At 73.1% G+C, this 13,782-nt stretch carries 13 protein-coding genes and 2 pseudogenes; 4 read left to right on the forward strand and 11 right to left on the reverse strand.

The window, feature by feature from the left end; genetic code table 11:
* Positions 1–113: 113 nt before the first annotated feature.
* Entirely contained in the window at positions 114–1,940 is a 1,827-nt protein-coding gene (locus ACN27J_RS09065) for an AMP-dependent synthetase/ligase (protein WP_421365111.1), read from the forward strand.
* Between the two features lie 25 nt (positions 1,941–1,965).
* Here ACN27J_RS09065 and ACN27J_RS09070 read toward each other — a convergent pair whose 3' ends face one another.
* Positions 1,966–3,426 (reverse strand): PLP-dependent aminotransferase family protein, encoded by a 1,461-nt coding sequence (locus ACN27J_RS09070; protein WP_421365113.1) that lies wholly within the window; start codon positions 3,424–3,426, stop codon positions 1,966–1,968.
* A gap of 59 nt (positions 3,427–3,485) precedes the next feature.
* Here ACN27J_RS09070 and ACN27J_RS09075 point away from each other — a divergent pair, with 59 nt between their 5' ends.
* Positions 3,486–4,247: a YczE/YyaS/YitT family protein gene (locus ACN27J_RS09075; RefSeq protein WP_421365116.1), complete on the forward strand. Its 762-nt coding sequence runs from the start codon at positions 3,486–3,488 to the stop codon at positions 4,245–4,247.
* On the opposite strand, the gene ACN27J_RS09080 is transcribed toward ACN27J_RS09075, so the two are convergent.
* Positions 4,222–5,739 (reverse strand): beta-N-acetylhexosaminidase, encoded by a 1,518-nt coding sequence (locus tag ACN27J_RS09080; RefSeq protein WP_421365118.1) that lies wholly within the window; start codon positions 5,737–5,739, stop codon positions 4,222–4,224. The two genes, ACN27J_RS09075 and ACN27J_RS09080, sit on opposite strands and share 26 nt — an antisense overlap.
* Before the next feature lie 56 nt (positions 5,740–5,795).
* On the opposite strand from ACN27J_RS09080, the gene ACN27J_RS09085 reads away from it, so the two are divergent.
* Positions 5,796–6,272: a hypothetical protein gene (locus ACN27J_RS09085; protein WP_278170171.1), complete on the forward strand. Its 477-nt coding sequence runs from the start codon at positions 5,796–5,798 to the stop codon at positions 6,270–6,272.
* Positions 6,273–6,305: 33 nt separating this feature from the next.
* Here the strand turns inward: ACN27J_RS09085 and hisF are convergent, their stop codons facing one another.
* The 8 genes and pseudogenes from hisF to hisD all read right to left on the reverse strand — a co-directional run.
* Positions 6,306–7,088, reverse strand: a complete 783-nt coding sequence (hisF, locus tag ACN27J_RS09090) for an imidazole glycerol phosphate synthase subunit HisF (protein WP_278170172.1) — start codon at positions 7,086–7,088, stop codon at positions 6,306–6,308.
* Positions 7,085–7,831, reverse strand: coding sequence for a bifunctional 1-(5-phosphoribosyl)-5-((5-phosphoribosylamino)methylideneamino)imidazole-4-carboxamide isomerase/phosphoribosylanthranilate isomerase PriA (priA, locus tag ACN27J_RS09095; protein WP_278170173.1), 747 nt, complete (start codon positions 7,829–7,831; stop codon positions 7,085–7,087). Before priA ends, hisF begins: the two co-directional genes overlap by 4 nt.
* Positions 7,832–7,858: 27 nt before the next feature.
* Positions 7,859–8,185, reverse strand: a complete 327-nt coding sequence (locus ACN27J_RS09100; protein ID WP_278170174.1) for a hypothetical protein — start codon at positions 8,183–8,185, stop codon at positions 7,859–7,861.
* Positions 8,182–8,847 carry an imidazole glycerol phosphate synthase subunit HisH gene (gene hisH, locus ACN27J_RS09105; RefSeq protein ID WP_421365121.1) on the reverse strand — a complete coding sequence of 222 codons (666 nt, stop codon included), beginning with the start codon at positions 8,845–8,847 and terminating at the stop codon, positions 8,182–8,184. The genes ACN27J_RS09100 and hisH overlap by 4 nt, the downstream gene beginning before the upstream one ends.
* Entirely contained in the window at positions 8,847–9,017 is a 171-nt protein-coding gene (locus ACN27J_RS09110) for a hypothetical protein (protein WP_281550581.1), read from the reverse strand. The genes hisH and ACN27J_RS09110 overlap by 1 nt, the downstream gene beginning before the upstream one ends.
* Position 9,018: 1 nt before the next feature.
* The gene (hisB, locus tag ACN27J_RS09115; protein WP_123602584.1) at positions 9,019–9,630 is read right to left on the reverse strand and encodes an imidazoleglycerol-phosphate dehydratase HisB; all 612 of its coding nucleotides are present in this window, start codon (positions 9,628–9,630) and stop codon (positions 9,019–9,021) included.
* 118 nt (positions 9,631–9,748) lie between these two features.
* A pseudogene (locus ACN27J_RS09120) lies at positions 9,749–10,855 on the reverse strand (histidinol-phosphate transaminase); the annotation flags it as partial.
* A gap of 68 nt (positions 10,856–10,923) precedes the next feature.
* A pseudogene (hisD, locus tag ACN27J_RS09125) lies at positions 10,924–12,240 on the reverse strand (histidinol dehydrogenase); the annotation flags it as partial.
* Positions 12,241–12,327: 87 nt separating this feature from the next.
* Here hisD and ACN27J_RS09130 point away from each other — a divergent pair.
* Positions 12,328–13,029 (forward strand): LON peptidase substrate-binding domain-containing protein, encoded by a 702-nt coding sequence (locus ACN27J_RS09130; protein ID WP_421365123.1) that lies wholly within the window; start codon positions 12,328–12,330, stop codon positions 13,027–13,029.
* On the opposite strand, the gene ACN27J_RS09135 is transcribed toward ACN27J_RS09130, so the two are convergent.
* On the reverse strand, positions 12,944–13,765 hold the full coding sequence (locus tag ACN27J_RS09135) for a DUF2567 domain-containing protein (RefSeq protein ID WP_421365125.1): 822 nt from the start codon (positions 13,763–13,765) through the stop codon (positions 12,944–12,946). The genes ACN27J_RS09130 and ACN27J_RS09135 overlap by 86 nt on opposite strands.
* Positions 13,766–13,782: the final 17 nt, after the last annotated feature.

Below are 13,782 nucleotides of genomic sequence, written 5' to 3' on the forward strand. Positions count from 1 at the left end.
CCACGCTGGGCGATGCTTGGGGCTAGCCGAAAGCCGACCCTGGCACTACTGTTCGGTAACACAGAATTTACGTGACGGCGCTCACTATCACATATGCGGAGGCGACGGACCCGATGGCTCTCGACGTCCCATACCGGTCGATTCCCGACATGTTTCTGCAGCGGGTGGCTGCCACGCCGGACCGGAACGCGATCGCCGGACCGGCCCCCGGCGACTCCGGCCTGATCTGGATGACCTGGGCCGAGGTCGCCGGCCGGACCAGGGCGATCGCCGCCGGCCTGTACGCGCTGGGCGTCGGCAACGAGGACCGGGTGGCCATCCTGGCCAACACCCGGATCGAATGGGTGCTGGCCGATCTGGGCATCATGTGCGCCGCCGGCGCGACGACCACGGTCTACCCCACCACCGAGCCGGCCGACGCGGCGTTCATCGTCGGCGACTCCGGCTCGAAGATCCTGATCGCCGAGAACCGCACCCAGGCCGACAAGATGGCCGGCGCGGACCTGCCCGCGCTGACCCACGTGGTGCTCATCGACGGAGCGGCCGACCCCGCCGCGACGGTCCCCCAGCTCACCCTGGCCGAGCTGGAGGAACGCGGCGCCCAGGCACTCGCCGAGGAACCCGGCCTGGTCGAACGGATCGCCACCACCATCGAGCCGGAGCACCTGGCCACCCTGATCTACACCTCCGGCACCACCGGGCGACCCAAGGGCGTCGAGCTGCTGCACCGGGGCTGGTGCTGGGAGGCCGTCGCCCAGTCCCAGCTGGGCATCATGAACCCCGACGACCTGCAGTACCTCTGGCTGCCGCTGTCGCACTCGTTCGGCAAGACCCTGCTCTGCAGCATCATCCACGTCGGACTTCCGACCTACGTGGACGGCCGGGTGGACAAGCTGGTCGACATGCTGTCGGTGGTCCGGCCCACGCTGATGTGCGCCGCCCCGCGGATCTTCGAAAAGGTCTACAACAAGGCGGTCACCACGGCGCAGGAGGCTGGCGGCGCCAAGGCCCGGATCTTCGACTGGGCGGTCGGCGTCGGTCGCCAGCGGGTCGCCCGGCAACAGGCCGGCCGGCCGGTGCCGGGTGGGCTGAAGCTCAAGTACGCGATCGCCGAGAAGCTGGTCTTCAGCAAGCTCCAGGCCCGCCTCGGCGGGCACATCAACGCGCTGGTCTCCGGTTCGGCACCGCTGAGCCCGGACATCGCCGAGTTCTTCGCCGCCGCCAACCTGCCGATCTGTGAGGGCTACGGGCTGACCGAGGCGAGCGCGGCCAACTTCGTCAACCGGCCGGTCCAGATCAAGATCGGCACCGTCGGGCAGGCGCTGGGCGATCTGGAGTGCCGCATCGACGAGGACGGCGAGGTGCTGCTGCGCGGCGCACCGGTGATGCGTGGCTACCACAACCTGCCGGCGGAGACCGCCGAGGCGTTCACCGCCGACGGGTTCTTCCGCACCGGCGACATCGGCAACCTCGACGACGAGGGCTTCCTGACCATCACCGACCGCAAGAAGGACCTGGTCAAGACGTCCGGCGGCAAGTACGTGGCACCGTCGCACATCGAGGGCCTGTTCAAGGCGGTCTGCCCGTACACCTCGCAGGCGGTGGTGATCGGCCAGGCCCGCAACTACTGCACCATGCTGGTCACCCTGGACCCGGACGCCATCACCGGCTGGGCCGCCGACGGGCCGTTGGCCGGCCGACCGTACGCCGAGATCGTCGCCTCCCCCGAGGTGCAGACTCTGGTGGCGGGCTACGTCGCCGAACTCAACGGCAAGCTCAACCGGTGGGAGACAATCAAGAAGTTCGCTATCCTCAGTCGGGACCTGACCATCGAGGACGGCGAGATGACGCCGTCGCTCAAGATCAAACGCCGGATCGTGGAGAACAACTTCGCCGCCGAGATCGACCGGATGTACGCCGGTCAGCTCGCCGAGATCTGACCGTGGGGTCGGGCACCAGCCGCCGTCAGGCGATCATGGCGGGCTCCCGCCACTGGCGGCGGCTGGTGCGGTCAAGGTCGTAGCGCACGGCGGCGATCCGCCGTACCGCGTCGGTCAGCACCGGCACCGGCAGGGTGAACGGCAACCGCAGGAACCGCTCCAGGGTGCCGTCGATGCCGAACCGGGGACCAGGGGCCAGTCGTACCCCGGACTCCTCGGCCGCTCGGGCGAGCGCGCTGGAGATCGGGCCGTCCAGCTCCGCCCAGAGAGTCACCCCGCCGTGCGGCACGCTGACCCGCCACTCGGGCAGCACGTTGGCCAGCTCGGCGAGCAGCGCGTCCCGCTGGGCGGTGAGCTGCGCCAACCGGGCCGGCACGATGGTGTCCGCCGCGGCCAGCAGGTGGACCCCGACCAGCTGGTCGAGCACCGGACCGGCCATGTCCACCCCGACCCGCAGGGCGGCGAGCCGCTGCACCAACGGCGCCGAGGCCCGTACCCAGCCGATCCGCAGCCCACCCCAGTAGGGCTTGCTCATCCCCCCGATGGAGATCACCCGGGAATGCCGGTCGAAGACCGCGGTCGGCGGCGGCACCGGGGTGCCGTCCAGCGGCAGGTCCACGAACGACTCGTCGACCACCAGGTCGGTGCCGCTGGCGTGGGCCGCCGCGACCACCCGTTCCCGCAGCGCTGCCGACATCAGGTGACCGGTCGGGTTCTGGAACTCGGGGATCAGGTAGGCCAGCCGGGGCCGGTCCTGCCGGATCGCGCCGAGCAGCAGGTCGGCGTCCCACCCGTCGCCGGCGGTGGTCGCCAGTCCGTGGGTGGCGATCCGGGCCCGGCGGGCGGCGAGCGCGGCGAGCGCGTTCGGGTAGGTGGGCGACTCGACCAGCACCGGCGCGCCGGCCGGCAGCAGCAGCCGTAGCACCAGGTCGAGGGCGTGCTGGGTGCCGCTGGTCACCATGATCTGCTCCGCGCTGGTGGGCAGGCCACGCCGGGTGTAGCCGTGCGCGACCGAGGCCCGTAGCTCGGCCAGCCCGGTCGGGTAGTAGCCGGCGTGCTGCAGGTAGCGGGGCAGGTCCTCGGCGGCGGCCCGGGCCGCCGGTACCAGCTCGGGCGGGGCGGCCAGCGCCGCGTACCCCAGGTCGATCATGTCGGGGGCGGTCTCCGCGGTCCACAGCCCGGAGCTGGCCACCTGGTGGCCGGTGGGCAGCGTGGTCCAGCTGCCGGCCCCCCGGCGGCTGGTCAGGTGGCCGGTCTCCCGCAGGCTGCGGTACGCGGCGGTGACGGTGGTCCGGCTGATCCGCAGTGCCTCGGCCAGTTCCCGCTCGGCCGGCAGCCGTACGCCGAGCGGCAGCCGCCCGTCGGCGAGCAGGCCGCGGACCGCCCCGGCCAACGCGGCGTAGTCCGGGTTGCGCCGCCGGCCGGGCAGGGCATGCCACTGGCCGAGTAGCCGGGCCAATTGGCTGCCACGCACAATCACCGCCATAACCAGTTGCCTCCGATTGGTCGTTTCGCGAACGCCGATTGGCCTTCAGAGTGGCATGCATGACCAAAATTGGCAACGGCGGTGGCCTCCGCCGCAGATCGGACCTCGACCCCGGTCACCACCCCGGTGGCCGCCCCGGCCGACACCCGGGTCGGCGGCTGCCCCGGCGGCTCGGGCAGCTCTACGCCGGCCTCGCCCTGTACGGCGTCAGCATGGCGCTGATGATCGAGTCGGATCTCGGGCTGAACCCGTGGGACGTCTTCCACCAGGGGCTGACCCAGCTGACCGGGCTGAGCTTCGGGACCGTCACGGTGCTCGTCGGCGGCGCCGTGCTGCTGCTGTGGATCCCGCTACGGCAACGGCCCGGCCTCGGCACGGTCAGCAACGTGGTGGTCATCGGTGTCGCGGTGGACGTCGGCCTCGCGCTGCTGCCCGCACCGGCGCAGCTGCCCGCCCGGATCGTGTTCCTGCTGGCCGGGATCGTGCTGAACGGCCTGGCCACCGGGCTGTACATCGGGGCACGGATGGGTCCCGGCCCCCGTGACGGGCTGATGACCGGCTGGGTCGCCCGGCACCCGCGCAGTTCGGTCCGGCTGGTCCGCACCGTGATCGAGCTGACCGTGCTGGGGTGCGGCTGGCTGCTCGGCGGCACCGCCGGGGTGGGCACGGTGCTCTACGCGGTGGGCATCGGACCGTTGGTGCAGTTCTTCCTGCCGTTGTGCACCGTGCCCACCGGCGCGACCGGGTCCGACGCGACCGGGTCCGACGCGAAGACGCCCGAGCGGGTCGCGGCGGTCAGTCGTCCGGCGGACGGTAGCTGACGCCGACCCGGTCCAGCCGGCGCAGCTGCCCGGTCAGCCGACCACGGAACTCCGCCCACACCCCGGGCGGCACCGCGCCGGTGTGATCGGTCGGCACCGGCCCGGACCAGCCCACCTCCGCCAACGCGGCCAGCCGGGGGAAGGCCCGCCACCACACCCGCTGCTCGGTGGGCAGGTACTCGCTCCACAACTGCCCCTGCACCCCGAGCACGTCGCCGGGCTGGAACCCGTACACCGTGCGCAGCGGCAGCACCCCGGCGATGGCCAACGGCTCGGCCGGATCGTCGGACTCGGCCCAGTCGAAGTACGTGTGGCTGTACGGCGCGGCGACCACCGGAAGACCGGCGGACCGGGCCAGGTCGATCCGGTCGATGCCCCGCCACGCGAAGACGGTGGACCCGCCCGGAACTCCCCGGTCGAGCAGTTCGTCCCAGACTGCGGTCCGCCGACCGTGACCGGCCAGATGCTCGGCCAGCCGCCCGGTCCACCAGCCCTGCAGGTCGGCCACCCGGGGCAGGCCGAGCTCGGTGGCCCGGGCGACGGCCGCCGGGTTCGCCGCCCACTCGGCGGTCGGCACCTCGTCCCCGCCGACGTGCACGTACTCGAACGGGAAGACCTCGACCACCTCGTCGAGGATGTGGTGCACGGCGGCCAGGGTGGCCGGTTCCAGGTTGAGTACGTGGGTGGAGATCCCCCAGGTCGTCCCGACGGCCAACCGGCGGGTCGGATCGTTGCCGAACTCGGGATAGGCCGCGATCGCCGCCTGAGCGTGCCCGGGCAGGTCGATCTCCGGCATGATCCGCACGCCGCGCCGGGCCGCGTAGGCCACCAGGTCACGCAGCTCTGCCTGCCGGTACCAGCCGCCGTGCGGCACCCCGTCGCTGCGGCCGTCCCGAAGATGACCGGCCGGCGACGCCGCCCGGAACCCGCCCACCTCGGTCAACCGGGGGTACCGCCGCACCTCGAACCGCCAACCCTGGTCGTCGGTCAGATGCAGGTGCAGGGTGTTGAGCTTGTGCATGGCCAGCACATCGACATAGCGGTAGAGCAACGGCAGCGGGTGGCACCAGCGGGCCACGTCGAGCAGCGATCCCCGCCACGGGTACGCCGGCACGTCGACGATTTCCACCGTCGGCAGCCGCCACGGCACGCCGCGGACCGGCCCGGCCGCGTACACCTGGTCGGGCAGCAACTGACGCAGCGTCTGCACCGCCCAGCGCAGCCCGGCCTCGGCGGCGGCCACCGCCCGGACCCCGGACGGGTCGACCCGCAGCCGGTAGCCCTCGGCACCGAGCTCGGGATCGTCGCGCACCAGCAGACTGATCACGCCGTCGCCGGGCGCCCCCGCTGTCGGCAGCGGCAGCCCGGTCGCCGGGGTGAGCAGCTCGCGCAGCAGGTCGGCGACGCCGGCCGGCGCGAACACACCGGTCGTCGCATCGAGGGCGAAATGCCCGGCCTCACGGATCAGCCGGGTGGGACGCGGCAAAAGCATGTCCACAGCCAAGCACAGGAGTTCCGCCCGCGCGCCCGGCGCGGCATCATGGGCAGATGATGGACGAGGGGTGGGCTTGGTCGGACGCGTGGATCTTCGTCTCGACGGTCATCGCGGGCAAGGTTGGTCGGCACCGCAGGTCGCCGCTGAGCCGCCGGCCCGAAGGGGTACGCCTGGTCGACGTGCTCACCACCGCCGAACACCTCAACCAGGCGATCCCCACCCGGGAAGAGATCGAGACCGGGGTACGCCGACTGCTCGGTGCCGGGCTGGTCTCGGTCAGCGACGGCTGGTTCCAGGTGACCGAGGCCGGTGAACAGCTGTGGCGGGACCGGCCACGCAGCGGTCTGACCACCACCGTGGACAGTGTGCACGGGGTGCTCGACCAGCGGTACACCACCGCCGAGGCCGAGTGGCAGCTGGACGACCAGGACCACGCCGCCGCGATGCTCGAATACACCGGGCGCTTCCTACCGCCGGCACCCCGGCGTTCGGTGGAGAACTCCGCCGCCGCCCGGCAGGGCCGGGCCTGACCTCGGGCGGGTCGACAGGGCCGGTTACGGCGGTCAGCGCACCGGGTGGCCGGCGTCGCGCAGCTCCTGTTTGACCGCGCCGATGGTCAGCTCGCCGAAGTGGAACACGCTCGCGGCGAGGACCGCGTCGGCCCCGGCGGCCACCGCCGGCGGGAAGTGTGCGGTGGCACCGGCCCCGCCACTGGCGATCACCGGGATGTCGACCACCGCCCGTACCGCGGCGATGAGTTCGACGTCGAAGCCCGCCTTGGTGCCGTCGGCGTCCATCGAGTTGAGCAGGATCTCCCCGGCGCCCAGTTCGGCGCCGCGCCGCGCCCAGGCCACCGCGTCGATCGCGGTCCCCCGCCGACCGCCGTGCGTGGTCACCTCGAAACCGCTGGGCGTGTCACCGCTGGCCACCGTCTGCGGCCCGGCGCGGCGCACGTCCAGGGACAGCACCAGCACCTGCCGGCCGAACCGGTCGGCGATCTCGGCGATCAGATCGGGTCGGGCGATCGCCGCGGTGTTCACCCCGACCTTGTCCGCCCCGGCGCGCAGCAGCGTGTCCACGTTCTCCACCGACCGCACCCCGCCGCCGACGGTGAGCGGGATGAAGACCGACTCGGCGGTCCGGCGGACCACGTCCAGCATGGTGCCGCGGGCGTCGGAGGAGGCGGTGACGTCGAGGAAGGTCAACTCGTCCGCGCCGGCCGCGTCGTAGGCTGCGGCCAACTCGACCGGGTCCCCGGCGTCGCGCAGGTCGACGAAGTTGACCCCCTTGACCACCCGGCCCGCGTCCACGTCGAGGCAGGGGATCACCCGGACCGCGACGGTCACGCGGAAACCTCCGATCGGCCGGCGTCGCGCAGCGCGGCGAGCGCCTGCGCGACGCTGAACGCGCCGGCGTACAACGCCTTGCCGGCGATCACTCCCTCCACCCCGGCCGATTCCAGAGTGGCGAGCGCCCGCAGATCATCCAGGGTGGACACACCGCCGGAGGCGATCACCGGCGCGTCGGTTCGCGAGCACACCTCACGGAGCAGGTCCAGGTTCGGTCCCCGCATGGTGCCGTCCTTGGTGATGTCGGTGACCACGTACCGCGCGGCACCGGCCTTGTCCAGCCGTTCGAGGATCTCGAACAGGTCGCCACCGTCGCGGGTCCAGCCCCGGGCGGCCAGGGTGCGGCCGCGCACGTCCAGGCCGATCGCCACCCGGTCGCCGTACTCGGCGACGATCCGGTCGCACCAGACCGGGTCCTCCAACGCGGCGGTGCCGATGTTGACCCGGGCCGCGCCGGTGCCCAGCGCGGCGGCGAGCGACTCGTCGTCGCGGATCCCGCCGGACAACTCCACCGCCACGTCGATCTGCCGGACCACCTCGGCGAGCAGGTGGGCGTTGCTGCCCCGGCCGAAGGCGGCGTCAAGGTCGACCAGGTGGATCCACTCCGCCCCGTCACGCTGCCAGGCGAGCGCCGCCTCCAGCGGATCACCGTAGGAGGTTTCGCTACCGGCCGCGCCCTGGACCAGGCGGACGGCCTGGCCGTCGGCGACGTCGACAGCGGGAAGCAGGGTCAGGGTCACGGATCGTCTCCTCGAAGATGGTGGGTCTCAGGTCCGTCGGCCGAGCGCGATCACCACGACGGCGGGTGCCACGAGCAGCAGTACGGCGATCAGCAGCAGGCGCAGCGCCATGTCCGGCACGGCCAGCCAGACGACCGCCAGCGCCGCCACGGTCAGCACCGCGATCCCGGCACGTTCGGCGCGGCTACGCCGGATGAACAGCCGCCCGGTACGCCCGCCCGGCCGACGCGGGGTGAGCCGGCGCAGCGCGGACCGACGCCGCTGCCGGCGGGCGCTGGTCCGGGCGCGGGCGGCCCGCTCGCGTTCCGCCTCGGCCAGCCGGGCGGCCCGGCGGCGGGCCCGTTCCTTGCTCACCGGTCCGCCCCTCCCGTCATGGTCGGCGGAGTCAACGTGGCCAGCCAGTTGCCCAGCAGGATCGCCCCGGTCTGGGCAGACTTCTCCGGATGGAACTGCGTCGCCGACAACGCACCACGTTCGGCGGCGGCCACGAAACCGGCCCCATGTTCGGTGGTGGTGACCAGGACGTCGGCGGCGGTCAGCTGGTCGACGGCGAGCGCCGCGTACGAGTGCACGAAGTAGAACCGGGCATCGTCGGGCAGACCGCCGAACAGCATGCTGCCGGCCGGCGCGGCCACGGTGTTCCAGCCCATGTGCGGCACCCGCTCGGCGGGCAGCCGACGAACCCCGCCGGGCAGCAGGCCGAGCCCTTTGGTGACCACCCCGTGCTCCTCGCCGTACTCGAAGAGGATCTGCATGCCGACGCAGATGCCGAGTACCGGGCGGCCCTCGGCGACCCGCCGCGCGATCACCGGCGCCGCACCCAGCTCGTCGATACCGGACATACAGGCCGCGTACGCGCCGACGCCCGGCACCACCAGCCCGGCGGCGGCGTCGGCCGCGGCCAGATCGGCGGTCACAGTCACCTGGGCGCCGGCCCGGGCCAAAGCGCGTTCGGCGGAGCGCAGATTGCCGGAGCCGTAGTCGAGCACCACGACGGCCGGCGGTGGCGTGGCCATCAGTCACCTCCGGGTAGCAGCCAGAACACACCGGCGGCGACCGCCAGCAGGGCGAGACCGGCGGCCAGGCCGACGGCACCGCGCCCGGCACCCTGACGATGCAGCGACCAGGCACCACCGACCAGCACCCCGGCCAGCGCGAACAGCGCCACCGGCAGGAAGCTGTCCACGTTACAGCGCGCCTTTGGTGCTGGGCACCGAGCCGGCCGACCGGGGGTCGATCGCCACCGCCTCGCGCAACGCCCGGGAGACCGCCTTGAACTGGGCCTCGACCACGTGGTGCGCATCCGGGTGGCCGCCGTCGCGGGCGGCCCGCAGCACCGACACGTGCAGCGTGATCATGGCCGAGTGGCCGAGCGACTCCCAGATGTGCCGGGTCATGCTGGTCGGGTAGACCGGCCCGATGTACGGCGCCAGCGCCGGCTCGTCGTGCACCACGTACGGCCGGCCGGACAGGTCGACCGCCGCCCGTACCAGTACCTCGTCCATCGGGATGGTGGCCGAGCCGTACCGGCGGATGCCCGCCTTGTCGCCCAGCGCCTGGCGCAGCGCCGTGCCCAGCGCGATCGCCGTGTCCTCCATCGTGTGATGCGCGTCGATCTCCAGGTCACCGACCGTCTGTACGGTCAGGTCGAAGCCGCCGTGCCGGGCGATCTGGTGCAGCATGTGGTCGTAGAAGCCGACACCGGTGCCGATGTCGGCGGTGCCGGTGCCATCGAGGTCCAGCTCCACCAGCACCTTGGTCTCGGCCGTGGTGCGTTCGACCCGCGCGGTGCGGTTCATCACTTCACTCCGTTCCGCCGGTGCGCGCCGGACGCAGGCCGGCGCGCGACTCGGTCATCGCGGCTGTCTCGGACTTGGTAGCTCGTTCGGACCCGGCGACCGGCTCGGACCTGGCGACCAGTTCGGTCATCGCGCCGAGGAACGCGTCGGTCTCCTGCGGCGTCCCGGCCGTCACCCGCAGCCAGCCGGCCAGCCCGATGTCACGGACCAGCACCCCACGTTCCAGCAACGCCTGCCAGACGGCCCGCTGGTCGCCGCCGCCACCGACGCCACCGCCACCGTCGCCGTTGACGCCGAACAGCACGAAGTTGGCGTCGCTGTCCGCCACGGCGAGCCCGAGCCGACGCAGCTCGGTGACGATCCGGTCCCGCTGTTGCATGATCACCCGTACCGTACCGAGCAGGGTGTCCCGGTGCGCCAGCGCCGCCCGGGCCGCCGCCTGGGTCAGCGCCGACAGATGGTAGGGCAGACGGACCAGTTGGACCGCGTCGACCACCGCGGGATGCGCGGCCAGGTAGCCCAGTCGACCGCCGGCGAAACCGAACGCCTTGCTCATCGTCCGGGTCACCACAAGCCGTGGATGCGTCGACAGCAGCCGCACCGCGCTGGCCGTACCCGGACGGGCGAACTCGGCGTACGCCTCGTCGACGACGACCATGCCCGGCGCGGCGGCCAGCACCGCCCGCACCACCGCCGGGTCCAGGGCGGTCCCGGTCGGGTTGTTCGGGGAGCAGAGGAAGACCAGGTCCGGCTGATGCTCGACCACCTGGCCGGCCGCGTCGTCGGCGGACAGGTCGAAGTCGGGTCCGCGTCGGCCGTCCACCCACCGGGTGCCGGTGCCCACCGCCAGCAACGGATGCATCGAGTACGCCGGGGTGAAGCCGAGCGCCACCCGGCCGGGACCGGCGAACGCCTGCAGCAACTGCTGCTGGATCTCGTTGGAGCCGTTGGCCGCCCACACCCCGGCGGTGGTCAGCCCGTGGCCGAGATAGCCGGCCAGGTCGGCCCGCAGTGCGACCGCGTCGCGGTCCGGGTAGCGGTTGAGTTGCCGCAGCTCGGCGGTGACCGCCTCGGCGATCGCCTCGACCACGACGTCCGGCAACGGGTAGGAGTTCTCGTTGGTGTTGAGCCGCACCGCAACGTCCAACTGCGGTGCGCCGTACGGGCTGCGCCCGCGCAGATCGTCGCGGATCGGCAGGTCGTCCAGGGTGACCGGGCCGCTCATCTGGTCACCGCCGGTCCACCCGCAGTCGGGGAAACGGCCGGTGAGTTCGTCGCCGGGGCGGCGATGCCGGCCGGGTCGGCGAACCGGGCCCGGACCGCCTGCCCATGCGCAGGCAGGTCCTCCGCCTCGGCCAGGGTGACCACGTGGTCGGCGACGTCACGCAACGCGTCCGCGTCGTACTCGACGAGGTGGATGCCGCGCAGGAAGGACTGCACCGACAGGCCCGAGGAGTGCCGGGCGCAGCCGCCGGTGGGCAGTACGTGGTTGGAGCCGGCGCAGTAGTCACCCAGCGACACCGGGGCGTACGCGCCGACGAAGACCGCCCCGGCGTTGCGGACCCGCAGCGCCCACTGCCGGGCGTCCCGGGTCTGGATCTCCAGGTGCTCGGCGGCGTACGCGTCAACCACGGCCAGACCGGCGTCGAGGTCGTCGACCAGGACGGTGCCGGACTGCTCGCCGCCGAGCGCGGTCGCGATCCGGTCGGCGTGCCGGGTGGCCGGCACCTGCCGGGCCAGTTCCCGGTCGACCGCGTCGGCCAGCCCGGTCGACGGGGTGACCAGCACGCTGGCCGCCAACGGGTCGTGCTCGGCCTGGCTGATCAGGTCGGCGGCGACGTGCACCGGGTCCGCGGTGTCGTCGGCGAGGATGGCGATCTCGGTCGGGCCGGCCTCGGCGTCGATCCCGACCACCCCGCGCAGCAGCCGCTTGGCGGCGGTGACCCAGATGTTTCCCGGCCCGGTGATCACGTCGACCGGCGCGCACCGGTCGGTCCCGTCCGGGTCGACCGCGGCACCGTAGCCGAGCATCGCGACGGCCTGCGCGCCGCCGACCGCGTACACCTCGTCGACGCCGAGCAGGGCACAGGCGGCCAGCACCCGCGAATCGGGCAGCCCGTCGTTGTCGCGCTGCGGCGGGCTCGTCACCACCAGCGACGCCACCCCGGCGACCTGGGCGGGGACCACGTTCATCACCACGGTCGACGGGTACACCGCCAACCCGCCGGGCACGTACAGTCCGACCCGGCCGACCGGCACCCAGCGTTCGGTGACGGTGCCGCCGGGCACCACCTGGGTGGTGACGTCGGTCCGGCGCTGGTCGGCGTGCACCCGCCGGGCCCGGTCGATGCATTCCAGCAGCGCGGCCCGGACCCCGGGATCGAGGTCGCGCTCGGCCGCGGCGAGCGCTTCGGTGGGCACCCGCAGCCGGTGCGGGCTGACCTCGTCGAACCGCTCGGCCGCCTCCCGGATCGCCGGGTAGCCATGGTCACGGACCGCCTCCACCAGCGGGCGGATCCGCTCGACCGCCACGGAGACGTCGAGCTGGGCACGGGGCAGCAGGCCACGCGGGTCAGGTGACCCGCCTCGCAGGTCGATCCGGTTCAGCACGCTTGCGAGTCTAGGCGTCCTCCCACTGGCCGGACGCCGGCCGTCCAGCGGACGGGACAGTGAGCGTGACCACGCTAGGCTCGACCAGTGGGTCAGCGGCTACCGGTCTTTCCGCTCGGGACGGTGCTCTTCCCCGGGTTGGTGCTGCCTCTGCACATCTTCGAGGAGCGTTACCGGGCACTGGTCCGGCATCTGACCAGCCTGCCCGAGGGCGTCACCCGGGAGTTCGGGGTGGTGGCGATCCGGCGTGGCTGGGAGGTGCTGCCGAGCGCCGGGCCGCCGGGCGCGCCGGCAGCCACCTCGGTGAGCCTGCACGAGATCGGCTGCACCGCTCAGTTGCGGCAGGTCACCGAGCTGCCGAACGGACGGTACGACATCGTGACGGTGGGCCGGCGCCGGTTCCGGATCACCGACCTGGCCACCGAAGGTACGCCGTACCTCACCGCGTCGGTGCAGTGGCTGCCCGAGCCGACCGGGTCCGAGGAGCTGGCCGACCTGCTGGCCCCGCAGGTGCTCGCGGTGTTCCGGCAGTATCTCGACCTGGTCCGGACCGACTCGGCCGAGATCACCGAGCAGCTGCCGGAGACGCCGACCGTGCTCTCCCACCTGGTGGCGGCGACCGCCGCGTTGCACATCAGCGAGCGGCAGGCGCTGCTGGCGGAGCTGGACACCGCCCGGCGGCTGCGGGCCGAGCTGCGGATGCTCAATCGGGAGGTGGCGCTGCTGCGCCGGGTGCGGGCGGTGCCGGTCCCGTTGCCCGAGTTGGCGGTTCCGGCGAGTCCGAACTGATCCGCGAATCGGCGGCGACGTCCGAGGCCGGACGCACGTCCGGGGCCGCTGGGAGGATCGGAAGGTCAGGCCCGGCTTCGCCCCGGTCCGGCCCCGGACGCAGGTCCGGGTGGCTGGACCAGCCGGCCAGCATGGTGTACGCCAGCACTGCGCCGAGCGCCGGAGCGCCGAACGCGCCGGTGACCGTCGGCAGCACGCCGAACCACAGGTCGAAGTCGCCGGCCTGCAGATCCGGTGGCCGCTCCAACTGGGCACCGAGCGCCGCCGCCTCGATCGCCCGCTGGTAGCCGGCCAGGCCGATCTGCCGGCCGAGGGCCCAGGCCAGCGCCGCCGCGCCGAGCCCACCGACGGTGACGGCGACCAGCCCGTACGGGCCACGGGACCGGGGCAGCGACGCCCACACGACGATCCCGGCGAGAATCCCGTAGCCGACGCCGAGCATCGCGAACCAGCCGTCGGCGGCGACGAAGACCTCCGGGTCGCCGCCCCGTACCGCCGCGCCCTGCTCGGTCTTGACCACCGGGATCCAGGGGGCCAGCAGCGACCAGGCGACGCCGAGCGGAGCACCGCCCACGGTGATCGCGGCGGCGACGTACAGCCCTGGCCGTCGCCAGATCCGGCGCCGGCCGGCGGTCGGGGTGGACGCCGCCGCGCCGACGTCGGGCGGGGGTGCCGGCGACGCCCCGGACGGGCCGGTCGGGTCGCCGGGTGGGCCGGCGTCGGCGGTGGAACTCACCCGTCGATCCTCTCGCA

This window comes from Solwaraspora sp. WMMB762, assembly GCF_049179115.1.
Taxonomy (GTDB): domain Bacteria; phylum Actinomycetota; class Actinomycetes; order Mycobacteriales; family Micromonosporaceae; genus Micromonospora_E.

Excerpts from the sequence above, each read along its gene's own strand:
- hisB (WP_123602584.1), bottom strand. The coding sequence starts at position 9,630 with ATGAACCGCACCGCGCGGGTCGAACGCACCACGGCCGAGACCAAGGTG.
- ACN27J_RS09070 (WP_421365113.1), bottom strand. The coding sequence starts at position 3,426 with ATGGCGGTGATTGTGCGTGGCAGCCAATTGGCCCGGCTACTCGGCCAG.
- ACN27J_RS09080 (WP_421365118.1), bottom strand. The coding sequence starts at position 5,739 with ATGCTTTTGCCGCGTCCCACCCGGCTGATCCGTGAGGCCGGGCATTTC.
- hisH (WP_421365121.1), bottom strand. The coding sequence starts at position 8,847 with ATGGCCACGCCACCGCCGGCCGTCGTGGTGCTCGACTACGGCTCCGGC.
- ACN27J_RS09065 (WP_421365111.1), top strand. The coding sequence starts at position 114 with ATGGCTCTCGACGTCCCATACCGGTCGATTCCCGACATGTTTCTGCAG.
- ACN27J_RS09085 (WP_278170171.1), top strand. The coding sequence starts at position 5,796 with ATGATGGACGAGGGGTGGGCTTGGTCGGACGCGTGGATCTTCGTCTCG.
- ACN27J_RS09075 (WP_421365116.1), top strand. The coding sequence starts at position 3,486 with ATGACCAAAATTGGCAACGGCGGTGGCCTCCGCCGCAGATCGGACCTC.